The following is a 24,481-nucleotide window of genomic DNA, read 5'->3' as shown; positions in this document are numbered from 1 at the left end:
CTTTAAACAATCCCGTGAACAACCGGGCGTTGATACAAAAGCGATCCCCGATTGTCAGCCCGAAACGGACGACGGCGCGACACGGGCGCGATCAGAAATGTTGGAAGCGCCCGTCGCGGACCTCGGCCGACCGCCCCTCGCGCGTCAGCGCCACCCGCGTCTCGCCGGCGACGATCTCGCCCACCGCCGTCGCCGTGACCCCCGCCTCGGCGAGGGCCGCGAGGTAGGCGGCGAGCCTGTCACCGGGCACCGTGGCGAGGATCTGGTAGTCGTCGCCCCCCGTCACCGCACGGTCGAACGCCGCCGGGTCCGCCGCGATCGCCGCCCGCGCCGCCGCCGACAGCGGCACCGCGCCGAGGTCGAGCCGCGCTCCGACACCGGCCGCGCGGCACAGCTTGGCGAGATCGCCGATGAGCCCGTCGGAAACGTCCATCGCCGCCGCCGCATGCGCCCGCACGGCACGCCACGCGGCGACCGGCGGGTCGGGCCACAGATAGGCCCGGTCCAGCGCGGCCGCGTCCTGCGGCTCGATCGCCCACGGTTCGGCGATCCGCGCCTGCAGGCCGAGCGCGGCATCGCCGATCGTCCCCGTCACGACCACCACGTCTCCCGGCCGCGCCGCCCTTCGGCGCACCGTCGCCCCGGCCCCCGTGCGCCCGAAGGCGGTGACGGTGATCGTCGCCCCGCCCCCCGGCGAGGCGCGCAGGGTGTCGCCCCCCAGAAGCGAGACGCCGTAACGCGCCTGATCCGACGCGAGGCCGCCGGCGAACGCACGTGCCCACGCTTCGCCGCAACTGGCGGGAAGCGCCAGCGCCAGCAGGTAGCCGAACGGCTCGGCCCCCTTGGCGGCGAGATCGGAGAGGTTGACGCGCAGCGCCTTGGCCGCGATCGCCGCCGGCGGATCGTCGGCGAAGAAGTGCACCCCGGCCGCCAGCGCGTCGCAGGTGACGACGATGTCCCCCGCCCCGCCCTCGAAGGCGGCGGCGTCGTCGCCGAGCCGGTCGGCGCCCGCCGCGGTCGCCAGCGGCGCGAACACGGTGGCGATCAGCGCGTCCTCGTCCACCCGCGATCAGCCGAGGAAGGCGAGGATGTGCCGCGCCACGGCGTCCGGTGCCTCGCGCGTCGGAAAATGGTTGAGGCCGGGGAGCACGTGCCGCTCGTAGCGCCCGGTGAAGAGGCCGTCCTTGCCTTCGGACGTCCACGCCGCCGTGACCGGGTCGGCGCCGCCGTGCAGCATCAGCGTCGGCACGCGGATCGTGCGGTCCGCCCGCTGCGCGGCCCGCAGCGCGTCGTATTGCGGGTTCGCCGGCGCGTTCCCCCAGCGCATCGCGTACGAGTGGATGGTGACGTCCGGCCAGGCGGGATTGTCGAACGCATCGGCCGTCGCCTCGAACCCGGCGAGCGCCGCGGGGAAGTCCGGCATCCAGATGGTCCAGATGTAGCGGGCGAACCCGCGCGGATCCTCGCGCAGCCGCGCCGCACCGTAGGGTGTGGCGAAGAACCAGTGATACCAGTAATCCTGCGCCTGGTTCAGCGGCAGCGGCTGGTCCGCCGTGTTGGTGCCCCAGCCGACCGAGATCGCCACGCACGCCCGGATCCGCTCCGGCGCCGCATGCGCGGCCACATAGGCCGCCCGCGCCCCCCAGTCGTGCCCCACCACGACCGCCTCGGCCAGTCCCAGCCGGTCCATCAGGTCGAGGACGTCCTGCCCCAGCGCCTCGAGATCGCCCGACACGGTCGCGCTCTGGTGAAACACCGTCGGCCCGAAGCCGCGAAGGTAAGGCACGATCGTGCGGTAGCCGGCGGCGTGCAGCTCCGGCAGGAGGGCGTCCCAGGTGCGCGGGTCGTCCGGCCAGCCGTGCAGCAGAATCATCGGCCGGCCGCCGGTGGGGCCGGAAATCTCCGCCGAGATCGTCAGCGTGCCGGTGTCCAGCGCGACGACGCCCAGCGTGTCAGCCACCGATCGGCTCCGGGCGCACCTTCTTCGCCACCGCGTCGAGGACGCCGTTGGTGAGCCGCGGCTCGTCCTCGCCGAAGAAGGCCTTCGCCACCTCGACATATTCCGACACGATCACCCGCATGGGCACATCCTCGCGATACATCAGCTCGAATGTCCCCGCCCGCAGCAGCGCACGCAAGGTCAGATCGATCCGCCGCAGCGGCCACCCCTCCTTCAACGCCTCGTCGATCGCGCCGTCGACCTCGCGCTGGTGCGCCACGACGCCCGAGACGATGCCGTCGAACCAGTTCATGTCGATGGCGCGCAGCTCCTCGCCGTCGAGGTCCTGCTTCAGCCGGAAAAGCTCGAATTCCTTGACGATGTCGCGCGCGCCGGCGCCGGTCACGTCCATCTGATAGAGCGCCTGCACCGCGGCGAGGCGCGCCACCGCCCGCTTGTTGGCGGGCTTGGGCTTGTGGTCCTTGCGCGGCGCCCTCATCGGTTCAGCGCTTCGCGCAGGTCGTAGAGGGCGATGGCCGCGGCGGCCGCGTCGCCGCCTTTGTCCTTCTGCTTCGGGTCCGCGCGCACCAGCGCCTGCTCGTAGGTTTCCACCGTCAGAATCCCGTTGCCCAGCGCCAGCCGGTTGGTCACCTGCAGGTCCACCACCGCGCGATTGCCCTCGTTCGAGACGATCTCGAAGTGGTAGGTCTCGCCGCGGATCACGCATCCCAGCACCACGAACAGCGCGTATGGCAGGTCGCGCCGCCGGGCCGAGGTGAGCGCCATGGAGAGCGCCGGGGCGATCTCCAGCACCCCCGGCACGCTGATCACGTCCGATTCGAACCGGCGCTTGGCCAGCTCCGCCTTGGCGCCGGCCTGCAGCATGTCCGCGATGTCGTCGTAGAAGCGGGCTTCGATGATGAGCGCGCGTGAAGCCATGGGTGTCGTCCTTCGAAACGCCGCGTGGCGGCTGTCGCCCTCGTCGGTCGGCGGTGTGGGCTGATCGGATCAGCCGGCTGTCCGCGCGCCGACAAGGCGGGCGACGTACCGCGCAATCGTGTCGACTTCAATGTTGACAAGATCGCCCGGTTGACGGTCGGCCCAGGTGGTCACGGCCAGGGTGTGCGGGATCATCGCCACCGAGAAGGTGTCCCCCGGCTCGTTCGTGGTGAGCGACGTGCCGTCCAGCGCCACCGAGCCCTTGTGGGCGATGAGCGACAGCAGGTCCGCCGGCGGCGCAAAGCGGAAGGTGGTCATCTCCTCCCCCTCGATCCGCTCGACGATCTCGGCGCGCCCGTCGACATGGCCGGAGACGAGGTGGCCGCCCAGTTCGTCGCCCGCTTTGAGCGATCGCTCGAGGTTGATGCGGTCGCCCTCGTTCCAGGTGCCGATGGTGGTCTTGTCCATCGTCTCGCCCGACACGTCGACGCTGAAGGTCGCGCCGTCCGCCCCGCCCGCCAGGGTCGTCACCGTCAGGCAGCAGCCGCCGCAGGCGATCGAGGCGCCGATCGCAATGGTGTCGGCCGGGTAGGACGAGGCGATGGAAAGCCGCGCCCCGTCGCCGAACGCCTCGCGCCGGGTGATGGTGCCGACGTCGCTTATGATGCCTGTGAACATTTATCGCTGCCAGTGGAGCCATCGGTCGTCGCCGACCCGAGACACGTGGCAAAGGGCGAGCCGTTCCGCAAGCCTCGCGCGGCCCTCTCCGCCGAACGGACGCACCAGCGCACCGCCGATCGCCCGCGGCCCCTCGATCCAGACCGCCGCGTCGACGAGGTCGGCCGCCCACAGGGCCTCGGCGAGAACGGCCCCGCCTTCGACGAGAAGCGTCGTCACCCCCGCGGCGCCGAGCGCCGCCAGCGCCGCCGCGAGGTCGAGCCGCCCCCCCGCTCCGCGCGGCACTGCCATGACCGCAGCGCCCACCGCCCGCAGCGCGTCGAGGCGCACCGCGTCCGCGTCGGCCGCCGTCAGGATCGTCGGCGCCGCCGCCGCCACCGCCGCCGTGCCTGCGCGCACCCCGCCCAGCGCCTTTGCCGGCCCCGCGAACACCGCCGCGGTCGGCGGCGTGCGAGCCTCGGTGTCGAACACCAGGCGGTGCGGCGAGAGCGCGGCCATTCCCGGCAGGCGGCACGTCAGCGCCGGGTCGTCGGCCAGCACCGTGCCGACGCCGATGCCGATCGCGTCGTGCTCGGCGCGCATCAGGTGGACCCTGCGGCGCGAGGCCGCCCCAGAGATCGCCACCTGCCCCGACCCGCGCCGCCCGATCCCGCCGTCCGCCGAGACCGCGAGTTTCAACGTCACGTGCGGGCGGCCGAGGCGCATTCGCGTCAGGTGTCCGGCCATGTCGCGCCGCGCCGCCGCCGCACCGAGCCCGACCGACACCTCGATCCCCGCCTCCCGCATGCGCCGCGTGCCGCGGCCGGCGACGTCCGGGTTGGGATCCTCGATCGCGACGACCGCGCGGGCGATGCCGGCGGCGATCACCGCGTCCGCGCAAGGCGGGCTCTTGCCGAAGTGCGAGCAGGGCTCCAGCGTGCAGTAGAGCGTCGCGCCGCGCGCCGCCTCCCCCGCCTGCGCCAGCGCGACCACCTCCGCGTGCGGCCGCCCGCTGTCCGCCGTCCGCCCCAGCCCCACGACAGCCCCGTCCTTTACGACGACCGCGCCGACGGATGGATTGGGCGCCGTTCGGCCGTTCCCTTGTCGCCCAATGGATAGCGCCGCGGCCATGTGGGTGTCGTCATCCTGACCGTTTCGAGCCTCGAATAGTTCCAAATTTAATATAATCCCATCTTCAATCAGCAAGGTCTCGAAACCATACTGATCCCGTGACCGATTGGGCCATCTTCATAAAGCGCGCCGGCGCATTGACACGGACCAGGGCCGTCGCGCTGGCACTGGCTGCCGCGCTGGCGCTCGCCTGGGCGGCCGTGGATGCCGCCGTGGACGCCGCCGCCGTCGCCGCGCACACCGAGTTCGCCTCGCGTGCCGGCCTCCTGCTCGCCGTCAGCCTCGTGCTGACGGTCCGCTTCGACGCGCACCTCGTCTGGCTCGCCTACCTGCTGGAGAGCCTGGCGAGCCTCTTCTGGCTCTTCGTGCTCGAGGGTCTGCGCGTGGCCGGCGGACCGGTCGCGCTCGTCCTCGCCTGCCTCTACGTCGCCACCACGCAGGACCTCGTGCCCGACACGGCCGGCGGTCTGTCCCGCGTGGACGACATGGTCGTCGCGCTGGTCCTCGTCATCGGCGCTCATCGCGCCGCACTGGCGGTCCCGCGCCTGCCCTCCCCGTTCGCCGAGCCGGGGGGTCTCGCCCGCATCGCCGCCGCCCTCGTCCCGGCCTATGTGCTCCTATGGAGCCTCGGGGTCGCCCCGGTCTGACGGCTCGTCCGCCCCGGCGGCGCCGCGGCCCTGGCCCACATTCTGTGCCAGCTCGGTGACGAACGCCTCGAAGTCGCGCGCCTCGGAGAAGTTGCGGTAGACGGACGCGAACCGCACGTAAGCGACATCGTCGATCCCCTTCAGCGCCTCCATCACCCGGTCACCGATCTCGGCCGCCGTGACCTCGCTCTCGCCGCCGGCTTCGAGCTGGCGCACCAGCCCCGAAATCATCCGCTCGAGAACGTCCCCGTCCACGCAGCGCTTGCGCGTCGCGATCTGGATGGAGCGGGCCAGCTTGTCCCGGTCGAACGGCTCGCGCTTGCCGGAGCGCTTCGCCACGGTCAGCTCGCGCAACTGCACCCGCTCGAACGTGGTGAACCGGCCGCCGCACACCGTGCAGGCGCGGCGGCGCCGGATCGCGGCCCCCTCCTCGGAGGGTCGCGATTCCTTCACCTGGCTGTTGTCGGCCCCGCAGTACGGGCAGCGCACCGTCTACTCGGCGTAGATCGGGAAGCGCGCGGTCAGCGCGTGCGCTTCGTCCTTCACCCTCTTCGACACCGCCTCGTCGACGTTGCCGCCCTGGTCCATCGCGTCGACCACCTCGGCGATCATCCGCGCCACGTCCTGGAACTCGGCCACGCCGAAGCCGCGCGTCGTGCACGCCGGGGTGCCGACGCGGATGCCGGACGTCACCATCGGCTTCTGCGGATCGTTCGGCACGCCGTTCTTGTTGGTGGTGATCGACGACAGGCCGAGCCCCTTCTCCGCGTCCTTGCCGGTGACCCGCTTGGGCCGCAGGTCGACGAGGATCACGTGCGTGTCGGTCCCGTTGGAGACGACCTCGAAGCCGTGGCCCTTCAGCGCCTCGGCGAAGGCCTTGGCGTTCTCCACCACCTGATGCGCATAGGCCTTGTAGGCCGGCTGCAGCGCCTCGTGGAAGGCCACCGCCTTGGCGGCGATCACGTGCATCAGCGGCCCGCCCTGGAGGCCGGGGAAGATCGCCGAGTTGATCTTCTTGGCCATGTCCGCGTCGTTGGTCAGGACGATGCCGCCGCGCGGGCCGCGCAGCGTCTTGTGCGTGGTCGACGTGACGACGTGGGCGTGCGGGAACGGGCTCGGGATCACCCCGCCCGCGACGAGCCCGGCGAAGTGCGCCATGTCGACGTGGAAGACCGCGCCCACGCTGTCGGCGATCTGGCGGAACTTGGCGAAGTCGATCAGGCGCGAGTAGGCCGAGCCGCCGGCGATGATGACGCTCGGCTTGTGCTCGGCGGCGAGCGCCGCGACCTGGTCGTAGTCGATGAGGCCGGTGGCCGGATCGACCCCGTAGGCGACCGCGTCGAACCACTTGCCGGACAGGTTGACCTTGGCGCCGTGGGTGAGGTGGCCGCCGGCGTCGAGCCCCATGCCGAGCAGCGTGTCACCCGGCTTGGCGCAGGCCAGCAGCACCGCCTGGTTGGCCTGGCTGCCGGAGTTGGCCTGCACGTTGGCGAAGTCGCAGCCGAACAGGCGCTTCACCCGGTCGATCGCCAGTTCCTCGGCGATGTCCACGAACTGGCAGCCACCGTAGTAGCGCCGGCCCGGATAACCCTCTGCGTACTTGTTCGTCAGGACCGTGCCCTGCGCCTCGAGCACCGCCTTGGAGGCGATGTTCTCGGACGCGATCAGCTCGATCTCGTTCTGCTGGCGCTCCAGTTCCAACGCCACTGCGCGGGCGATCTCGGGATCGGTCTCGCTGAGCGCCTGGTCGAAGAAAGAACGGGTCTCAGCGGCTTCGCGTAGGCTCATACGCGCCTCCTCAATGTTCGGTACTGTCGGGCGGCACGCCGTGTCGCCGCGGAAGATGCGCCGCGTGGTGACGCGCGCGCGGACCATAGTGGCGCTGCCGACGGTGCGCAACGCTCCCCCCTCGCCCGCGGCGGCATATAAATCACGACATCGAACGTTCGAGTGACCGCGTCGCCGAGCTGAAGCGCGGCCCGCTCGCCCGCTGGCTGGAGCGCCCGCTGGTGCGCCCGGTCGTCGCCGCCTACGGCGGGACGCTGCGGCGCGCCGACGTCGCGGCGGTGGCGGACGCGGAGCGGTACGGGCGCTGCAGATCTCCGCCGCGGCCACCGCTGGCGTCGCCGCCGCCGTCACCCTGCCGTGGCACGACTGCGCCCTCTCCTTCACTCGCTGGGGGAGCCGGACCCACGGTTCCTGCGCCGCACGCGCCGCAAGGACCTCGGCCCCTTGCGCAGAGCGGAGGCGCCGCTCTTCCGGCGCCTCGCATCTCTGGCGCCTGGCATTGAGAGGCGCCGCAAACGCAAGAAGCGAGGCGCACCGGCCGGTGCGCCTCGCTTCCATGTCACATCGCCGGGCTCGTCACATCGCCGCACTCTTCGCGTCGGCCCGGGTCGGGCGGGACGCGGCCGACCCGGTGCCGGCGGGCGTCCCGTCTCGCGCGCATCGGCGCATTCGGCGCGATCAGCGCACCGTGTTGGAGGCGCTGTAGGCCAGCGTCTCGGCGCCGTCGCGGTTGTAGATGTCGTCGCGGAAGTGGACCACACCGTCCGCGTTCACCCAGGCGGTGATGTAGGCGAACAGGATCGGCGTCTTCAGGTCGACCGGCACGTCCAGCCGCTCGCCGTTGCGGATCACCGCGTCGACCTGCTGGCGGTCCCAGCCGTTCGGCGCCAGCAACCACGTGATCAGCTCGCGCACGTTCTGGACCCGCACGCAGCCGGAGGAGTGGAACCGCGCCCCCTCGCCGAAGAGGCCCTTCTGCGGGGTGTCGTGCAGGTAGACCTGGTGCTGGTTGTGGAAGTTGATCTTCACCGTGCCCAGCGAGTTCAGCTCGCCCGGCTCCTGGCGGAACATGTACTGGGTCGCCTCGTCGGTGTTCCAGTCGATCTCGGTGTAGGCGTACTCGCGCGTCTCGTCGCCCCACTTGAAGATGTGGATCTTCTGGTTGGCGAGGTAGGACGGGTCGTTCTGCATCTTCGGGATCAGGTCGCGCCGCACGATGGAGACCGGCACGGTCCAGTACGGGTTGAAGTTGATCTCGTGGACGCGCGAAGTGAGAATCGGGCTCGGCCGGTCGACCTTGCCGACCACCGCCGTATGCCGCGAGCGCACGCGCCCGTTCTCCACCGCCTCGATCTCGGCGGCGGGGATGTTCACCAGCACATAGCGGTCGCCCAGCCCCTGCCCGCGCTCCTGGATGCGGCCGAGGTTGGTCTCGAGCTGGCGCAGGCGCACGTGCACCGGCACGTTCATCGCGATCAGCGTCGGCGCGTCGAGCACACCGCTCGCCGGCAGGCCGTGGCGCAGCTGGAAGCGGCGCACCGCGGCGGCGACATAGGAATCGTAGACGTCCTGTCGGCCGCCGCGCTCCTGAAGGTCGCCGGTGATGATCAGCCGCTGGCGCAGCGTCGGCACGTTGCCGTCCCGCGCGCCCAGTTGCAGCGCCTGCTTGGGAGAGTTGACCGTCGGCCATCCGCCGGACGCGGCGATGGAGCGGTACTGTTCGATCGCCATCTGCATGCGACCCAGCGCCTCGGGCGACAGGGTCGGATACAGCGAGTTGACGGCGCGCACTTCCGGCAGCGTCGCGTCGAACCGGTCGGACCATTCGGCCTGATGCTTGTAGTCCCTGAGCGCGGCGAGCGGGCTCTGCCCGATGTCCTGCGCCGATGCGGCTCCGCTAAAGGCCATCACGGCCAGACCGAGCCCAAATACACCCCATCGGGCGCACACCGAACGACGTGCCATTGAAGTCACGCGACCCCCCGAAACTCACGGAACAGATGTCGCGGTACCACGCAAATGGTGAACGAACAACGTTTTCCGGCGCGATGGAGGCCTGCGACCCTCGGTCTCAGCCCGCGGCCCGCCGCCGCCCCGGCGCAAAAAGCAGAGGGCTCGCCGGCGTCGACCGCCCCGCGAGCCCTCTCGATGTCCCGCGGCGCGCGGCCGGTTCGGCACCGCGCCCGCCCTCGCGCGCCCCGTCAGAGGCGGTAGAGCACCTGATCCTTCCAGAACCGGTCGAGCCGCTTCAGTGTCTGCGTCGCCTGGTCGAGCTGCTCGGCCTCGACGCCGCCGATCGGCCCCAGCGACTGCATGTGCCGGTTGATCAGGTTGTCGACCAGCGCGGCAACCTCGGAGCCCTTCTCGGTGACGGAGATGCGCACCGTGCGCCGGTCGCGGTTGGACTTGCGCTGTTGCAGGTAGCCCAGCTCGTTCAGCTTCTTGAGATTGTAGGAGACGTTGGAGCCCAGATAGTAGCCCCGCGTCTTCAGCTCGGAGGGGGTCAGCTCCTCCTCGCCCAGGTTGTGCAGGAGCACCGCCTGCACGTTGTTCACCTCGTCCCGGCCGACCCGGTCGAGTTCGTCCTTGACCACGTCGAGGAAACGGCGGTGCGCGCGTTCGATCAGCCGGATCGCCTCCACGTACGCATCGTTTCCTCGTGGGGTGACGGGTGCATCCATCACCCTGTCACAGTCCGTCTGCCGCACCACTAAGTTCATGGGTCTGCCTCTTGGTTATCGGCCCGTTCGGGCGCTTTTCCGCGAGGTTGGCGCGAGGCGTTAAAGCGGTCCTTAAGCCGCAGCGTTAACCAAAGGTGAACGCAATTCTCGTGGTATTATCGTCACAAGGCGCCGCAGCCCCTATTTGGGCGCCCCGGACCGCCCGCCGACGCCGCCACTCAGCGGTTTCGGCTGCGCTGGCTCCAGCCTTTGACGGCGGCGAGCCCGCACGCCAGCGCCAGTCCGGCGACGTTGGCGACCAGCGCCAGCATGCCGAAGGGCACCGCCTGGGGATTGACGATGGTGGAGATGATCGCCGCCAGCACCGCGCTGGACCACAAGACGACGCCCCACGAGGCCGACAGCCAGAGCCCCACCGAGATCACCGGCATCGTCACCGCGGCGATCGCGGTCGAGATCCACGGCCCGCCCGGCTCGTGCCAGCTGGCGACGAGCGCGTCCTCCGAATAGCCCAGAAGGCGGATCCACACGATCACCGCCCCCGCCAGCCACACCACCGAGGCGATCTTGACGACGACGTCGATGGCGAGGCGGACCGGGTCGTGCCCCTCCTGGTGTCCGGCCATCGCCGCGTGGATCGCCGCCAGCGACATCGGCGCCGTGCGCGAGACGGTGCGGCGCGGCGGGCGGGCGTCGCGGGGCGACGCCTTCGCGCCGGGTTTCGCGGGGGCGGGCTTGGCCTGGCCGGTGCCGGCGGGCAGCTGCGCCTTGGCGGGAAGCTGCGCGCGGGCCGGTGCATCCGCCCCGCCGCCCTTGGTCGGGCGCGCGGGGGCCTGGGCCTTCGCCGGATCGGCGGGGGGCGGCAGCGCGAGGGTGGTGCGCTGGCCCGGCGCTGCCTTGGCCGCCTCGCCGGTCGGCCGGGGGGGCCGGGCCGCGCCGGTCGCCCGTGCCGCCGCGGCAGCCTCCCGCCGCGCCGGCGTGTCGCCACGCTGCGCCGCACGGCGAGGCTCGCCGCCCTGTTGTGCGTCGGCGGACGCGGTGTCGCTCGGCGCCGGGGGCTCGGGCGTGGCGTCCGCCGGCGCGGCGTCGGCCGGCGGCTCGGCGGACCGCGTGCGCATCAGCCCGCGCGCGGCTTTCGGCCTGGCCTCGCCCTCGGGCGGGGTGTCCGGCGGCGTCGGTTCGTCAGGACGCATGCGACGACGCTTGGTCGGGACGCTCGCCACCGCCCGCCTTCAGCCCCAGCGTGCCGTGCGGGCCGGTCACGAAGTGGGCCGCGATGTCGGCCGGGTCCACCTTCTCGATGTCCGCCGGGTCCCACTGGGGGGCCTGGTCCTTGTCGATCAGCACCGCGCGGACCCCCTCGTAGAGGTCGTGCCCGTCGAGGACGCGGCCGACGATCGCGAAGTCCATCTCCAGCACCCCCGCCGGGTCGAGCTTCGCCGCCCGGCGGATCTGTTCGAACGTGATGGCGAGGCTCGTGGGCGAACGCTGCCGGATCTCGCCCGCCGCGGCCGCCGCGAACTCGCTCTCCGCCGCCTCCAGCCGGTCCAGCACCGCAACGACGCTCTCGGCGGCGAACGCCTCGCCCATCACCTTGCGGTCCGCCTTCGGCATCGGCTCGATCTCGACGACCAGCTCGTCCAACGCCGTGCCGAGGTCGCGCCCGTGGGCGACGCGGTCCAGGGCGGCGTCGAGCGAGCCCTCCACCGGGTGCGTCACGTAGCCGACGTCCGCGGCGAGGTCCCGCTTGATGCGGTGGCCTGTGAGGCCGAGCCACATCCCCGCCTCGTCCGCCATGCGAGACAGCAGGTGCGTGGCGCCGACGTCCGGAAAGAGGCCGATCGCCGTCTCGGGCATCGCGAAGGTCAGCGTCTCGTTGGCGACGCGGTACGGCCCGTGCGCCGAAAGGCCGACGCCGCCCCCCATGCACACGCCATGGATCAACGACACATACGGCTTCCGGAAGCCGGCGATGCGGTTGTTGGTGCGGTACTCGTTGGCGAAGAAGTCGATCGCACCGGCGCGCCGGTCGTAGACGGAGCGGATATCGCCCCCGGCGCAGAACGCCTTCGGCCCCTCGCCGCGGATCGCCACACGGGCGATGCGGTCGTCCGCGGCCCATTCGTCGAGCGCCTCGCCCAGTTCCAGGACCATCGCCTCGGTCAGCGCATTCAGCGCCTTGGGGCGGTTGAGCGTGATCAGCCCGGCGCGGCCGACGGTCTCGAACAGGATATCGCTCATCGCTCGCAGGCTCCCGCAGGGGGGCGGACTGTGGTTACGCGCATGGTGTCGGTCGTGCCTTCCAAACTCGGGTGGCCGGGCGATTCCAGGCGGCGGCGCCGCAAGGGTTCGACCCACGACATAGCGGCCACCGCGGCGAAGCTGAAGTGCATCGTTGATGATGGCGCGCGTGATTTTCAGGGCAAGGGGCGCCTTCGGCCCGCGCGGCGCCGCCGCGGGGCTCGTCATGTGCCGTCGAAATTCGTGTGACCTTATGTGCCGTTGCTTCGCCCGCCCCGCCGACCGACCGCACGCCCGCCACCGCCCGGATCGACGATGCGGCCGAGGCCGCCGCGCGCCGTCTGCTACGGTCCCGCGCCCTGACCCTGCCGGTGCTGGACGCCGCCGGCACGCTCGTCGGTGTCGCCGGGCTCTTCCTCTATTTCCAGATCACCAGCCGCATGCAGGGCCTCAGCCCGATCTAGTAGCACCGGCGCCAAGCGCGTGGACGGGAACCGGCGCCATCCGCTAAAGTCCGGCTTCGAGCGGTGCTGAAGAGGCAAGTCATGGATATCGATCCCCGCACGATCAGCGGCGGTCCTGTCGACGTTGCTGGCGTGCTCAAAGGCCGGCGCATGCGGCGCACGCGGCGGGCCGACTGGTCGCGCCGCCTGGTGCGCGAGAACACGCTCACCGTCGACGACCTGATCTGGCCGCTGTTCGTGACCGAGGGTCGCGGCGTGCGCGAGCCGGTGCCGTCGATGCCCGGCGTCTTCCGCCTGTCGGTCGACGAGGTCGGCGCCGCCGCCGAAGAGGCCGCCGCGCTGAAAATCCCCGCCGTCGCCCTCTTCCCCTACACCGGCCCGGACAAGCGCGACGAGGCCGGCAGCGAGGCCTACAACGCCGACAATCTCGTCTGCCGCTCGTGCCGCGAGATCGCCCGCCGCGCCCCCTCCGTCGGCATCATGACCGACGTCGCCCTCGACCCCTACACCAGCCATGGCCACGACGGCATCATGGTCGGCGACGAGATCATGAACGACGTCACGGTCGAGGCGCTGATCCGTCAGGCGCTGACGCAGGTCGAGGCCGGCTGCCACATCATCGCCCCCTCGGACATGATGGACGGGCGCATCGGCGCCATCCGCACCGCGCTCGACGAGGCGGGGCACGAGAACGTCCTCATCATGGCCTACGCGGCGAAGTTCGCCTCCGCCTTCTACGGCCCGTTCCGCGACGCGGTCGGCGCATCCGGCGCCCTCAAGGGCGACAAGCGGACCTACCAGCTCGACCCCGCCAACGGCGACGAGGCGATGCGCGAGGTCGCCCTCGACCTCGACGAGGCGGCCGACATGGTCATGGTGAAGCCCGGCATGCCCTACCTCGACGTGGTGCGCCGGGTGCGCGAGAGGTTCGCCGTGCCGACCTTCGCCTACATGGTGTCGGGCGAATACGCCATGATCGAGGCCGCAGCCGCCAACGGCTGGCTCGACGGCGAGCGGGCGATGATGGAGAGCCTGATGGCCTTCAAGCGCGCCGGGGCCGACGGGATCCTCACCTACCACGCGCCGCGCGCCGCGCGCCGCCTCGCCGCCGGCTGACCCAGCCGATGGAGGCCGCCGCGCCCTCGTCCGCCACCGCCGCCCCGCCGCCCGCGATCACCGCGGAGGCCATCCGCGAGGCCGCGCGCCGGCTCGACGGCGTGGCGCTGAAGACGCCCTGCCTCGCCGCGCCGCGCCTGTCGCAGCTGACGGGCGCCAACATCTTCGTCAAGTACGAGAACCTTCAGCCGACCGCCTCGTTCAAGGAGCGTGGCGCCTACAACAAGCTCACCTCGCTGACGGAGGCGGAGCGACGCGGCGGCGTCATCGCCATGTCCGCCGGCAACCACGCCCAGGCAGTGGCCTACCACGCGGCCCAGCTCGGCATCTCCGCCGTCATCGTGATGCCGGAGCGGACGCCCTTCGTGAAGGTCAACGCCACCGAGGGCTACGGCGCGCGCGTGGTGCTCGCCGGCGAGACCATCGCCGAGAGCGCCGAGGCCTGCGCCGAAATCGCCGCCGCCGAAGGCCGCCTGCTGATCCACCCCTACGACGACCCTCGCATCGTCGCCGGCCAGGGCACCATCGGCTTCGAGATGCTGGAGGCCGTGCCCGAACTCGACGTCATCGTCGTGCCGATCGGCGGGGGCGGGCTGATCGCCGGCATCGCCACCGCCGCCAAGGCGATCAAGCCGGAGATCCGCATCGTCGGCGTGGAGGCCAAGCTCTTCCCCTCCTGCTACGCGGCGCTGCGGGGCGAGCCGGGCCGGTGCGGCGGGTCCACCATCGCCGAGGGCATCGCGGTCAAGACCATCGGCAAGGTCACGCTGCCGATCATCGCCGCGCTGGTAGAAAGGGTGATCCTGGTCGACGAGCCGACGCTGGAATGGGCCGTCAACGCCTACCTGACGCTGCAGAAGACGATGGCCGAAGGGGCCGGCGCCGCGGGCCTCGCCGCGCTCCTCGCCGAGCCGGACCTCTTCCGCGGCCTCAACGTCGGCCTCGTATTGTGCGGCGGCAACATCGACCCGCGCATCGCCGCCTCGATCATGGTGCGCGAGCTGACCCGCGCCGGGCGCATCATCGCCATCGAATCCGACTATCCGGACGAGCCGGGGCTGCTGGCCCGGATCACCTCCGCGGTCGGGCGGGCCGGCGGCAACATCCTCGAAGTCACGCACAATCGTCTCACCCTCACCCACCTGGCGCGCGAGACCTCCATCCGCCTCACCATCGAGACGCGGGACGACGCGCACACCCAGCGCATCGTCGAAGCGGTGCGCGCGGCGGGGCTGCCGGTCCGCCTCACCGAGCACGTCGACGGGCGCTTCTGAGGCCACGCCATGACCGCCGCGACACCCGCCACCGCCGCCATCGAGACCGCCCACGCCCCGGCCGATCCCGACCCGCACGCCACGCCCACCCACAGGCGCGATAGCCTCGCGCGCCGCGGCATGGCAGAACACTGTGGCAAAAAGGGAGAGGGAATGGACCTCGTGACGGGACAATTCGAGGGGACCTGCGATTGACGGCAGGTCCAAAGTCCACCGCGCACGTCGTCATCCGGACGCGGCGCGCCGGCGCGTCGTGCTTTGACGAGCAGAGCCCCGGTGCGCCAAAACCGCCGATGACACAGTCATGACGCGAGCCTTCGCCTAGATGGAAGCCGATCTCGCGATGGTGGGGACCCTCCTCGTCATCGCCGTATCCACCATACTCTACGCCACCGAACGCTACTCGATCGAGGCCATCAGCCTCGGCGTGCTGGCGGCCTATATCGCGATGTTCGCGGTGATCGGCCTGCCCGCCGGGCATGGCGAGTTCAACGTCGGCGAGATCCTGTCGGGATTTGCCAACTCCGGCCTCATCACCATCGTCGCGCTGCTGGTGGTCGGCCAGGGACTTTTCCACACCGATGCGCTGGAGCGGCCGGCGCAGATCCTGGTGCGCTGGGTGGTCAAGCACGGCAGCATCGGCATCTGCGTCACCTTCGTGTCGATCGCCGCCCTGTCGGCCTTCCTCAACAACACGCCGGTGGTGGTGATGTTCATCCCGATCATCGCCACGCTCGCCTCGGCGCTGAAGTCGACCGGCTCGCGCTTTTTGATGCCGCTCTCCTTCGTCACCATCCTCGGCGGCATGACGACGCTGATCGGCTCGTCGACCAACCTCCTCGCCGCCAATGTCGCGCGCGATTCGGGAGCGGTGGACCTCTCCTTCTTCTCGTTCACGCCGATCGGGCTGATCATCGCCGGCATCGGCCTGCCTTATGTCCTCGGCGTCATGCCGCTGCTCCTGCGCGAGAACCGCACCATGGCCGAGGCCATGCGGGCCTCCGGCGGCAAGCAGTTCATCGCCGAGATCCCGATCCGCGCCGGCCACCCGCTGGTGGGGGCGGAGAGCAAGCAGGGAATGTTCCCTCAGCTCCAGGACATGACCGTGCGGCTGGTCCAGCGCGGCGAGCGACCGCACCTGCCCCCGTTCGAGAACGTCAAGCTCCAGCCGGGCGACATCGTCATCGTGGCGGCGACGCGGCCGGCGCTGGAGCGCGCCCTCTCCACCAAGTCCGCCGTGATGGGCAAGGAGAGCGGCGAGGACAAGCCGCTCGGCGTCGTCACCCTGGCGGAGGCCATCGTCGCGCCCGGCTCGCGCCTGATCGGCCGCACGGTGGCGCAGTCCGGCTTCCGCGGCGAGGTGGGGTGCGTGGTGCTCGCCATCGAGCGTCGCTCGCGCATGCCGCGCATGCCGATGGTCGACATCCGGATGGAGGCCGGCGACGTGCTGCTCTTCGCCGGCCCGCGCAAGGCGATCGAGGAGCTGCGCGGCAATCGCGACGTGCTGCTGATCGACTGGACGGCGGCGGACGTGCCGGCGCGCCGCCACGCGCCCGCCGCCATCGCGGTCTTCCTGTCGGTGGTGCTGTCGGCCGCGTCGGGGATCATGCCGATCGCCGCAGCCGCGGTGCTCGGCGCCTTCGCCATGCTTGCGACACGCTGCCTCAACACCCGCCAGGCCGCGCGCGTGGTGGACGGGCGCATCATCATGCTGATCGCCGCGGCGATCGCCTCGTCCAACGCGCTGACGGCGACCGGCGGGGCGGAGACGATCGCCCACGGGCTGCTCAGCCTGCTGGCCGGCGCACCGCCCGGGGTCGTCATGTCGGCGCTCTTCATGTTGATCGCGCTGACGACCAACATCATGACCAACAACGCCGCGGCGGTCCTGTTCACCCCCATCGCGATCGGAATCGCGGCAAGCTTGGGCTTGCCGGCCGAACCCTTCGTCGTCACAGTCATCCTCGCGGCCAACGCCTCGTTCGCGACGCCGGTGGCGTACCAGACGAACCTTCTCGTCATGGGTCCCGGCCATTATCGCTATCGGGACTTTATGGTCGCGGGCGGTCCGTTGGTTCTGTTATTATGGGGGGCATTCTCAATCATCGGCCCCTGGTGGTACGGTCTTTAGCGGTCGCGATCGGCGACCGAACGTAATGGCGGAGGCGTCCCTCAGCTCATGGTGAAGTCGAACGACCGTTTCGACCACGACGCGACGGCCGAAGCCGAACGGGAGGCTCCGGCTCGTCCGCGGCGCCGGGTCACCGTCCGCCGCTTGTCCGAGCATCCGCAGTTCTATCTGACGGCACCGTCCCCCTGCCCGTATCTGCCCGAGCGTTACGAGCGGAAGGTCTTCACCCATCTCGTCGGCGAGCGGGCCGAGGCGTTGAACGACCTCCTCACCCAGGGCGGGTTCCGTCGCTCGCAGAACATCGCCTACCGCCCCGCCTGCGAGGGATGCCGCGCCTGCATCTCCGTGCGCGTCGTGGTCGACGAGTTCGAGTGGACGCGCTCGCTCAAGCGCGTCTGGCGCGAGAACAAGGACCTCGAACGGCGCGAGCGGCAGCCGCTCCCCTCGTCCGAGCAATACAGCGTCTTCCGCGCCTATCTCGACACCCGCCACGCCGACGGCGGCATGGCCGACATGACCGTCCTCGACTATGCGATGATGGTCGAGGACACGCACGTCGACACGCGCATCTTCGAGTACCGCGAGCCGGGCGGGCGCACCCGCGGCCCCCTCGCCGGCTGCGCGCTGACGGACCTGCTGACCGACGGCCTGTCGATGGTCTATTCGTTCTACGAGCCCGAACGGCGAGCCACCTCGCTCGGCACCTACATGATCCTCGACCATATCATGCGCGCCAAGGAGATCGGGCTGCCGTACGTTTACCTCGGCTACTGGGTCGATGGGTCGGACAAGATGGCCTACAAGACCCGCTTCCAACCGCAGGAGCGACTGGGCCCCAAGGGCTGGTCGCGCGGATAGACGCGGACGCCCTGTGAGACGCGCCGGATGACCGAGCATATCCCGAACGGCGGTGGCACGCCGAGCGCGCCGCTGCGCCCCCGTCCGCCCCGCGTGCCGGGCTTCCGGCCGGCGCGACGCCTGCCCTACGTCGCCAACGTCAGCTGGCCGCGCTCCGGCCACGTCCTGCTCGCCCGCATCCTGACCGAGACGTTCGAGGGCTGGTTCGGGTACTGCGAGTACTATACCCCCTCCAAGGTCGAGAATTCGCCCTGCTGCGGCGCCTTCCCCTGCCGGCGGACCGACATCGTCAGCATGTCCAAGCAGCACGACTTCAAGTTCGACGCCGAGCTGCCGGACGACCACCTCCTCATCGTGCAGTACCGCGCCTTCCTGCCCTCCCTCGTCTCGCACTGGGACCAGCGCGCGGCGACCTCGCCCGGCCTCGTCGACAGTGCCGAGGAATTTCGCCGCTTCGCCCGGCACAAGGCCGAGGACTACGAGCGCTTCCTCGAGCGCTGGGTGCGCCGTCCGCGCACCAACCGCCTCCTCCTCCCCTACGAGGCGTTCACCGCCGAGCCGTCCCGCAAGATGCGCCAGGTGCTCGACCTGTTCGACGCGGCCGATTGCGCGGGGCGCATGGAGGAGGTGATCGCCACGATCGACGGCCTCACCTTCGCCGACGGGGGCGAGAAGAAGCTCGCCGGCGCCGGCATCGCCGACCGGCGGGACATCACGCAGTTCCGCTACTACGACGCCGCCTTCTTCGCCGAGCTCGGCGAGACGACCGACACCGACGTCACGACCTGAGCGCGCGATGAAACTCTGGCCGCGCCGCGCGACGGCGGATCCGACGCAGAAGACCCGCGGCTACTACCCCGCGACGCCGCTCCCCTACGTCGCCAACGTGAGCTGGCCGCGCTCGGGGCACCATCTCCTGGTGCGCCTGCTGCAGGGGACCTACGGACCTCTGTTCGGCTACTGCGAGCACTTCGTGCCCAAGGGGCTGGCCAACTCGCCCTGCTGCGGGGCCTTTCCCTGCCGCCGCGGCGGCCTCGTCCACATGTCCAAGCAGCACGACTTCGACCTGACCGCGGTCGTTCCGGAGGGCCTCGGCCTCGTCGTCCAGTATCGCGGCTTCCTGCCTTCGGCCGTCTCCCAATACGAGATGCACATCCACAAGAGCGCCGAGCCCGACACGCCGGCCACCTTCCGCGCCTACGCCGAGGCGATGCTGCCGACCTACCGCGGCTTCATGGACCGCTGGGTGCGCGGTGAGCGCGCCTCGCGCGTGGTAATCGCCTACGAGGACCTCGTCGCCCACCCGGTGCGCGAGGCGGAGAAAGTGCTCGGTCTCTACGGCACGCCCGACTACGGCCCCAATCTGCGCAAGGCCGTGAAGCGGGTGAAGGCCGCGACCTACGTCGACGGCGTCGAGAAGGTCGCCAAGGAGCGCGGCGTCCAGGAGGCCCGCGACGAGACCGCCTTCCGCCACTACGACCCCGCCCTCTTTACCGACCTCGCCGCCCGCGCCGCCCGCTGACGCCGGCCCCGCGGCTGCCGAGCCGGTGGGCCGAGCCCGGTTCAGTCGCCCCAGAAGCGGGCGTCCATCTCTCGCCGCATCGCCCACAAAGTGGACGCCTGTGGGGCGTGGAGGTGTGCCAGTGTCAGATCCTCGCCAGCGCTGAGGTTCGCCGCCAAGGTGCAGCCGGAGGCCATATGAAACGGGACCGGTGCATCGCCCCGCACCGGACCCGCCGGCACCAGGCGACCATCGAGACCGTCGATGCTATGGTGAGCGCCGTTCGGCGTCAGCACCGTTCCGGCGGGAATCGGCTTGTTGGCACGGGCAACGACGTCGAATTTGGCCGTCTGCGTTCCAGATCCGGACGAACGACGCTCCACCGCCGCCAGAAGCACAGTCGTTGCCGACTGCACGCCGAGGAGGTGCACCGGCTCAGGGATGACCGCGGAGCGGCGGTCACGGCTGACCAAGTGACCTTTGCGTGCCAACATCTCCCAAGTCCGCTCGTCGTCGCACGCCACCACCACAAAGACGCCACCCGCGAGGCTGAACTCGTCCGGCCGGCGGAGCAAGTTCACGACGTCGACCACGCCGCTGTGATCCAGGATGCCTCCGCGCGCCTTCGTGGTCAGTATGTCGGCGATTTCGGTGACACGGGCGATCGGCGCGTGGAAGGCGGGCGTATCCACCTCCAGTTCAAGGGCGTTGGCGACGATTGCCATCTCGGTTTGGTCCGCGACAGTGTGCTGCGGTAGCCCCGCCAGCATGGTCGAGCGCGCCGCGACGATTTCGGATGGCGTCGTCATCTGCCAAAGCGAGCCGAAGTCGGGGACACTGACTGTTCGGTCCAAGCAACTCACGGTGCCCGCGGCCTCGTCCCACACGAAGTCGTATTCACTGGCCTTCGCGGCGCAGATCAGCTCCATCCCGCAGATTTTCGCCCACAACACCTTCTGAATGAGGAGCGCCGGCTGATCCCCGTCGACCGGGGTGTAGACGACGCCCGCCGCCGAGGCTTCCGCCGCCAGCAGCGCCCCCACCACGCTGTCGGCCTCCTTGGAGACCATCACCACATGCCGTCCGGCAGCGATCGCCTCGCGGGCATGACGTGCAGCCGCCTCAGCGTTGCCCGTCGCCTCAACCACGACATCGACGTCAACGTCCGCGAGCAACGCGACGTCGCAGGTCGAAACCAGCTTGCCCGCCTGCGCTGCAGCCTTGGCATCGCTCGAGGTCGTCGCGGTGACGACGCGGTCGGAAGCGATCCCCGCACGAGCGAGCGCGTTGGTGGCAGCGTCACCGTCCGTATCGCACACGGCGACGACTTCAAGCCCCGGCGTACCGGTCGACTGGAAGACGAAGGAACGACCGAAGTCGCCCGTGCCGATCACCGCCACGCGGACGCGCGCTGTGGCCGCCGCCGATAGGAGAGCCCCTGGATGCATCTAGTAGTCCGTCCCCTGTTGCGCCGCGAGGATCGCGGCTTTCACGGTCTGTATCTTGGCCTCCAGGTGGCGCTTCAGGATGCGGCTCAGCCGCTCTCCGTCGCGCTTGTGCAAGGCGTCGAGGATGAGGTCGTGCTCCTCCATCGCCTTGCGCCAACGCACCGGGCTGATGTTGGAGATGAAGCGCGCGCGGCGCATCCGCTGCGACAGCATGCGGTGATGCTGCGACAGGATCGGGTTGCGCGCCGCATCCAGCAGCGCGTGGTGGATCGCCTGGTTCAGCTCGAAATATCCCGTCAGGTCACCCGCCTCGTAGGCGACGCGCATGCGCGCGTTCATGTCGGCGATGGCGGCGATCTCCGCGTCGGTGGCAAACTTCACCGCCAGCTCGCCCGAAAGGCCCTCCAAGGTGGCGATCACCGGGAAGCCCTGCTCCACCTCTTCCACCGTCAGCCCGCAGACCCGCGCGCCGCGGTTGGGGACGAGCTGGATGTATCCTTCCGCCGAGAGGATCTTCAGCGCCTCGCGCAACGGCGTGCGGGAGACGCCGAAGCGCTCGCACAGCGCCTTCTCCGGCACCTTCTGGTCGTCCTTCAGGTCGCCGGCCATGATCATCGAGCGAATGTGCTCGGCCAGTTCCATCGACAGCGGCGGGCGAACGAGCAGAGCATCATGGGTGTTCATGCGGTTCCTCCATTCTATGCCGGCTCGGCGCGTGGCAAGGCGCTCTCCAGGACACGCGCGACGTGGATCGCCTCGCGCGCCGCCCCGTCGTGGATCTGGTGGCGACAGGACGTCCCGTCGGCGACGATGATGGCGTCCGCCTCCGCCGCCCGCACCGCCGGCAGAAGCGACAGCTCGCCCATCGCGCGCGACACGTCGGCCGTCTCGGCGGCGTAGCCGAACGCGCCGGCCATGCCGCAACAGCTCGATTCGATGGGCTCGACCGCAAGCTCCGGGATGAGCGCCAGCGCCTTCTGCGAGGCGGAGAACGCCCCGAACGCCTTCTGATGGCAGTGGCCATGGATGTAGGCCTTGGTGGCGCGCGGCTCGAACGGGGGCACGATGTCGCCCGCTTCCACCGCGGCGACGAACCATTCCTCGAACAGGAAGGCGTTGTCGGCGATCTCGGCGGTCTCCGCGCCCGGCAGCAGCGACAGGAACTCGTCGCGCAGCGTGAAGAGGCACGAGGGCTCCAGGCCGATCACCGGGCGCCCGGCCGCCATGTGGGGCGCCAGCGCCGCCACCATGCGCCCGGCTTCGGCGCGCGCCTCGTCGACGAGGCCGGCGGCAAGGTAGGTGCGCCCGCAGCACAGCGGCCGCCCGCCCTCCCCGGCCAGCGCGTGGACCGGCACGCCGCTGGCGCCGAGCACGTTGACGGCGGCCCGCAAATTCTCCGGCTCGAACCAGCGGTTGAACGTGTCGGCCAGCAGCACCACGCCGGGGCTCGCGCCGTCGCCGGGCCGCGCGGCCTCGGCGTCGCGGAAGAAGTCGCGGCGGAAGCGGGGCAGCGAGCGCCCGGCGGCGAAGCCGGTGATACGCTCCGACAGGGCGGCGATGCCGGGAAGGTCCCGCAGCGCCAGGAGCCCGCCGGCGCGGGCCGCCGCGGGGGCATAGCGCGGCAGATAGGCGACGAGGCGGTCCTTCAGCGGCAGGCCGTGCGCCTTCACCCGCGCCGCCATCACCTCGATCTTCATCTTCGCCATGTCGACGCCGGTCGGACACTCGCGCTTGCAGGCCTTGCAGGAGACGCACAGCGACAGCGTCTCGGCCATCTCCGGCGAGGTCAGCGCGTCCGGTCCCAGCTGGCCCGACAGCGCCAGCCGCAGCGTGTTGGCCCGGCCGCGCGTGACGTCCCGCTCGTCGCGCGTGACGCGGTAGCTGGGGCACATCGCACCGCCGGCGGTCTTCCGGCAGGCGCCGTTGTTGTTGCACATTTCGACCGCGCCCTGGAAACCGCCCAGCGCGCCCGGCCAGGCCGACCAGTCGAGCTGCGGCGTCATCTCCACCGCGCCGTAGTGCGGCGGGTAGCGGAACAGCGTGCGGTCGTCCATCTTCGGCGGATGCACGACGCGATTGGGGTTCAGCCGCCCGTCCGGGTCGAACCGGTCCTTCACCTCCTCGAAGGCGCGCACGATGCGGGAGCCGTACATCGGCTCGTGGAACTCGGAGCGGACGATGCCGTCGCCGTGCTCGCCGGAGTGGGAACCCTTGTACTCTCTGACCATCGCGAACGCCTCCTCGGCGATGGCGCGCATGGTCCTGGCGTCCTGCTCCAGCTTCAGGTTCAGCACCGGGCGCACGTGCAGGCAGCCGACGGAGGCGTGCGCGTACCATGTACCCTTGGTGCCGTTGCGCTCGAACACCTCGGTCAGCCGCTCGGTATAGTCGGCGAGGTCGGTGAGCGGGACGGCGCAGTCCTCCACGAAGGACACCGGTTTGCGGGCGTCCTTCATCGACATCATGATGTTGAGGCCGGCCTGGCGGAACTCGGCGATGGCGCCCTGCAGCCCCGCGTCCAGGATCTCGACTGCGCCGCCTTCCTGTGCCCCGCCCTTGCCGAAGGCGAAGCCGAGATCGGCCATCACGTCATGCACGGAGGCGGCCTTGCGGGCGCTCTCGTCCCAGTCCTCCTCGGCGAACTCCACCAGGAGCAGGGCCGCCGGCTCGCCCTTCACGAACCGGTCCAGCGTGCGGGCGAACATCGCGATTTCGCGGCCGAGGCCGATCATCGTGGCATCGACCAGCTCCACCGAGGTCGGCTCGGTGGCGACGAGGTGCTGCGCGGCCTCCATCGCGGCGCGGAAGGTGGGGAAATGGCACGCCATCATCGCCTTGCGCTTGGGCGGCAGCGGCCACAGCGTGATCTCGACAGCTGTGGAGAGCGCCAGCGTCCCCTCCGAGCCGACGAGGACGTGGGCGAGGTTGATCGGCTCGTCCCGCGGCACCAGCGCGTCGATATTGTAGCCGCCGACGCGGCGCGAAACCTGGGGGTAACGGGCCGCGATCTCGTCGGCCTCGCGCAGGCCCAGCGCCACCAGCCCGTGGGTCAACGCATCGTTGCTGCCGGCGGGGATCTCGCCGAAACGGCGGGCGGTGCCGTCGGCCATCAGGGCGTCGATCGAGCGGACATTGTCGCGCATGATGCCGTAGCGCAGCGAGCGCGCGCCGCACGAGTTGTTGGCCGTCATGCCGCCGATGGTGGCGCGCGAGGCGGTCGACACGTCCACCGGGTACCACAGGCCGTGCGGCTTGAGCTGTCGGTTCAGCTCGTCGAGCACGATGCCCGGCTCGACCACGGCGCGGCGGCCGGCGACGTCCAGCTCCAGGATGCGGTTGAGGTGGCGCGAGAAGTCGACCACGATCCCGGAGTTGACGGTCTGCCCGCATTGCGAGGAACCGCCGCCGCGCGCCGTGACCGACAGGCCCTCCTCCCGCGCTGCGTCCAGGGTCACGCCCAGATCCTCGATCGTGCGGGGAATCACCACGGCGCTCGGGATCACCTGGTAGATGGAGGCGTCCGTCGCGTAGCGGCCGCGGGTGAAGGCGTCGTGATGGGCGGCGCCCTTCAGTTCACGCTCGAGTCTGCGTTGCAGGCCGGGCCTCAGCAAATCCGACAATTGCCCCCCCTTGACGGAATAATGAATGCATTATTCACTCTGGGCC

At 70.5% G+C, this 24,481-nt stretch carries 23 protein-coding genes; 8 read left to right on the top strand and 15 right to left on the bottom strand.

Going from position 1 to position 24,481, the window contains the following annotated elements; translation table 11 throughout:
- Positions 1 to 91 precede the first annotated feature (91 nt).
- The 6 genes from thiL to ribD all read right to left on the bottom strand — a co-directional run bounded on the left by thiL (position 92) and on the right by ribD (position 4,711).
- Entirely contained in the window at positions 92 to 1,063 is a 972-nt protein-coding gene (gene thiL / locus MRB58_RS18460; RefSeq protein ID WP_244778556.1) for a thiamine-phosphate kinase, read from the bottom strand.
- A 6-nt stretch (positions 1,064 to 1,069) separates the two neighbouring features.
- Entirely contained in the window at positions 1,070 to 1,960 is an 891-nt protein-coding gene (locus tag MRB58_RS18455) for an alpha/beta fold hydrolase (protein ID WP_244778555.1), read from the bottom strand.
- Entirely contained in the window at positions 1,953 to 2,438 is a 486-nt protein-coding gene (gene nusB, locus MRB58_RS18450) for a transcription antitermination factor NusB (RefSeq protein WP_244778554.1), read from the bottom strand. Before nusB ends, MRB58_RS18455 begins: the two co-directional genes overlap by 8 nt.
- Positions 2,435 to 2,878 (bottom strand): 6,7-dimethyl-8-ribityllumazine synthase, encoded by a 444-nt coding sequence (gene ribH / locus MRB58_RS18445; RefSeq protein WP_244778553.1) that lies wholly within the window; start codon positions 2,876 to 2,878, stop codon positions 2,435 to 2,437. Before ribH ends, nusB begins: the two co-directional genes overlap by 4 nt.
- A gap of 69 nt (positions 2,879 to 2,947) precedes the next feature.
- A complete protein-coding gene (locus MRB58_RS18440) occupies positions 2,948 to 3,556 on the bottom strand; it encodes a riboflavin synthase (RefSeq protein WP_244778552.1) in 609 nt (202 codons plus the stop codon).
- On the bottom strand, positions 3,557 to 4,711 hold the full coding sequence (gene ribD, locus MRB58_RS18435) for a bifunctional diaminohydroxyphosphoribosylaminopyrimidine deaminase/5-amino-6-(5-phosphoribosylamino)uracil reductase RibD (protein ID WP_371747303.1): 1,155 nt from the start codon (positions 4,709 to 4,711) through the stop codon (positions 3,557 to 3,559). It abuts the gene before it with no gap.
- 92 nt (positions 4,712 to 4,803) lie between these two features.
- Here ribD and MRB58_RS18430 point away from each other — a divergent pair, with 92 nt between their 5' ends.
- Complete coding sequence (locus MRB58_RS18430; protein ID WP_244778550.1) at positions 4,804 to 5,313, top strand: hypothetical protein; 510 nt, start codon at positions 4,804 to 4,806, stop codon at positions 5,311 to 5,313.
- Here MRB58_RS18430 and nrdR read toward each other — a convergent pair.
- The 6 genes from nrdR to MRB58_RS18400 form a co-directional block, all read right to left on the bottom strand.
- The gene (gene nrdR / locus MRB58_RS18425; RefSeq protein ID WP_244778549.1) at positions 5,284 to 5,802 is read right to left on the bottom strand and encodes a transcriptional regulator NrdR; all 519 of its coding nucleotides are present in this window, start codon (positions 5,800 to 5,802) and stop codon (positions 5,284 to 5,286) included. The two genes, MRB58_RS18430 and nrdR, sit on opposite strands and share 30 nt — an antisense overlap.
- 3 nt (positions 5,803 to 5,805) lie before the next feature.
- Positions 5,806 to 7,101 (bottom strand): serine hydroxymethyltransferase, encoded by a 1,296-nt coding sequence (glyA, locus tag MRB58_RS18420; RefSeq protein ID WP_244778548.1) that lies wholly within the window; start codon positions 7,099 to 7,101, stop codon positions 5,806 to 5,808.
- 678 nt (positions 7,102 to 7,779) lie between these two features.
- Positions 7,780 to 9,009, bottom strand: coding sequence for a murein L,D-transpeptidase (locus tag MRB58_RS18415; protein WP_244778547.1), 1,230 nt, complete (start codon positions 9,007 to 9,009; stop codon positions 7,780 to 7,782).
- A gap of 293 nt (positions 9,010 to 9,302) precedes the next feature.
- Entirely contained in the window at positions 9,303 to 9,821 is a 519-nt protein-coding gene (locus MRB58_RS18410; protein ID WP_244778546.1) for a MarR family winged helix-turn-helix transcriptional regulator, read from the bottom strand.
- 179 nt (positions 9,822 to 10,000) lie between these two features.
- Positions 10,001 to 10,975: a hypothetical protein gene (locus MRB58_RS18405; protein ID WP_244778545.1), complete on the bottom strand. Its 975-nt coding sequence runs from the start codon at positions 10,973 to 10,975 to the stop codon at positions 10,001 to 10,003.
- Positions 10,965 to 12,023: an enoyl-CoA hydratase/isomerase family protein gene (locus MRB58_RS18400; RefSeq protein WP_244778544.1), complete on the bottom strand. Its 1,059-nt coding sequence runs from the start codon at positions 12,021 to 12,023 to the stop codon at positions 10,965 to 10,967. Before MRB58_RS18400 ends, MRB58_RS18405 begins: the two co-directional genes overlap by 11 nt.
- 245 nt (positions 12,024 to 12,268) lie before the next feature.
- Between MRB58_RS18400 and MRB58_RS18395 the strand changes: the two genes are divergently transcribed.
- From MRB58_RS18395 to MRB58_RS18365, 7 genes are all read left to right on the top strand, one after another.
- A complete protein-coding gene (locus tag MRB58_RS18395) occupies positions 12,269 to 12,487 on the top strand; it encodes a hypothetical protein (RefSeq protein ID WP_244778543.1) in 219 nt (72 codons plus the stop codon).
- 150 nt (positions 12,488 to 12,637) lie between these two features.
- Positions 12,638 to 13,603, top strand: a complete 966-nt coding sequence (gene hemB / locus MRB58_RS18390) for a porphobilinogen synthase (RefSeq protein ID WP_244782045.1) — start codon at positions 12,638 to 12,640, stop codon at positions 13,601 to 13,603.
- Positions 13,604 to 13,611: 8 nt separating this feature from the next.
- Positions 13,612 to 14,877: a threonine ammonia-lyase gene (locus MRB58_RS18385; RefSeq protein WP_244778542.1), complete on the top strand. Its 1,266-nt coding sequence runs from the start codon at positions 13,612 to 13,614 to the stop codon at positions 14,875 to 14,877.
- A 325-nt stretch (positions 14,878 to 15,202) separates the two neighbouring features.
- Positions 15,203 to 17,008 carry an SLC13 family permease gene (locus MRB58_RS18380; protein WP_244778541.1) on the top strand — a complete coding sequence of 602 codons (1,806 nt, stop codon included), beginning with the start codon at positions 15,203 to 15,205 and terminating at the stop codon, positions 17,006 to 17,008.
- Positions 17,009 to 17,152: 144 nt separating this feature from the next.
- Positions 17,153 to 17,866: an arginyltransferase gene (locus MRB58_RS18375; protein ID WP_244782044.1), complete on the top strand. Its 714-nt coding sequence runs from the start codon at positions 17,153 to 17,155 to the stop codon at positions 17,864 to 17,866.
- 27 nt (positions 17,867 to 17,893) lie between these two features.
- Positions 17,894 to 18,655, top strand: coding sequence for a hypothetical protein (locus tag MRB58_RS18370; RefSeq protein ID WP_244778540.1), 762 nt, complete (start codon positions 17,894 to 17,896; stop codon positions 18,653 to 18,655).
- A 7-nt stretch (positions 18,656 to 18,662) separates the two neighbouring features.
- Complete coding sequence (locus MRB58_RS18365) at positions 18,663 to 19,388, top strand: hypothetical protein (RefSeq protein WP_244778539.1); 726 nt, start codon at positions 18,663 to 18,665, stop codon at positions 19,386 to 19,388.
- Between the two features lie 41 nt (positions 19,389 to 19,429).
- Here the strand turns inward: MRB58_RS18365 and MRB58_RS18360 are convergent, their stop codons facing one another.
- From MRB58_RS18360 to MRB58_RS18350, 3 genes are read right to left on the bottom strand one after another with little or no spacing between them, the layout of a single operon-like run.
- Positions 19,430 to 20,767: a flagellar biosynthesis protein FlgA gene (locus MRB58_RS18360; protein WP_244778538.1), complete on the bottom strand. Its 1,338-nt coding sequence runs from the start codon at positions 20,765 to 20,767 to the stop codon at positions 19,430 to 19,432.
- 48 nt (positions 20,768 to 20,815) lie between these two features.
- Positions 20,816 to 21,499: a GntR family transcriptional regulator gene (locus tag MRB58_RS18355; RefSeq protein ID WP_244778537.1), complete on the bottom strand. Its 684-nt coding sequence runs from the start codon at positions 21,497 to 21,499 to the stop codon at positions 20,816 to 20,818.
- A gap of 14 nt (positions 21,500 to 21,513) precedes the next feature.
- A complete protein-coding gene (locus tag MRB58_RS18350) occupies positions 21,514 to 24,435 on the bottom strand; it encodes an FAD-binding and (Fe-S)-binding domain-containing protein (RefSeq protein WP_244778536.1) in 2,922 nt (973 codons plus the stop codon).
- Positions 24,436 to 24,481: the final 46 nt, after the last annotated feature.

The sequence above is a fragment of the Acuticoccus sp. I52.16.1 genome, assembly GCF_022865125.1.
GTDB lineage: Bacteria > Pseudomonadota > Alphaproteobacteria > Rhizobiales > Amorphaceae > Acuticoccus.
The sequence above is the reverse complement of the archived record's forward strand: the minus strand, read 5'-3'. Positions and strand labels throughout refer to the sequence as shown.